Genomic DNA, 1,166 nt, shown 5'->3' on the forward strand with positions numbered 1-1,166 from the left:
ATAGAAGGCACATAATAACACCGAACATGAAAGCACCGATAACATCAAAATGGCCTAGTCCAAAAATAAGAGAGGATATAATAACTGCACGTTTAATCCCCCATTTGTAAGCCATTCGTTGTAAGAAAAAACCTCTAAAAATAACCTCTTCCATTATTGGGGCTAATACACATGCTGAAATGAAAGTAAATATCGTCATGTATATGTTACTCGTATTAATTACATTTCCATCTTCTAACATAGTAACTAAGAAATTTGGTACAGTATGTGCTAAAATATAAAATTGAATTTGAGATATACCGACTGAAAAAATTATTCCCATTATCGTTGCTAATACAATTAACCCCCAATGTAAACGTCCGGGTTTATCAAAAAAACTTTTAAAAACAACATTATTTTTACTTGTTTTTAAATATAGCCACAATAGTGGAACTGCGAAAAAGATTGATATTTGTGACAGGAACTCTATCGTATTGTCAGAAGCACCTGATAAACTTAATGGAATCATCGTCAGGAACATCCCTATAATCATCCATCCAAAAAAACTACGTAGCCTTATACGTGAAAATGCATATTGCATATTGAACACCTCCAGAGATGATATAAAGTGAAACTTTAATCAGTGGGGGTTTTGTTCATCCCCCACTGATTATTAGTTGAACCAATCGGGCTTTTACGGGCAGTTGATCTCCCACCTAACTTCTTTGCTCCAGCTGAATTTTGAGGTGGGAGTYTTACTGCCCGTTAATGCGGGATAAAGTGAAACTTTAATCAGTGTTTTATGGGTAGCCCTTCTCCCACAAATGGCCGAATAACTAAATTATAATATGAATATAGTTGAAAATCTTCCTATTTTTCTCAAATAATTTCGGACAACATATCTATTAAATTATATAATAACGACCTTATTTGATATACGATATCGATGTTCTTCAACTTAGTTACAATTATATTCCTAAGTAAATATGTATTTGCCACACTTAAAAACTATATAAATCAAAAAAATTTGGTTAATAAAAATCCCCGTTAACACGGGGATTTTTTCTATTATAATACGTCACGTTTTTGGAATAATACACTTGATGCTACAAGTAATACTGCAAAGTATGCAACTACAAGTAACAATGAAGTTGTAAACGTAAATTCTGTAAATGGTGGTTCTACTC

Annotated in this window: 1 protein-coding gene; it reads right to left on the bottom strand. The window is 32.6% G+C overall.

Features of this window, described 5'->3' with window-relative positions; translation table 11 throughout:
* A partial coding sequence (locus AC1DTM_RS27585; RefSeq protein WP_477001384.1) for a lysostaphin resistance A-like protein occupies positions 1-580 on the bottom strand: 580 nt, incomplete at its 3' end.
* Positions 581-1,166 lie beyond the last annotated feature (586 nt).

The sequence above is a fragment of the Bacillus sp. P4_D3 genome, assembly GCF_056401855.1.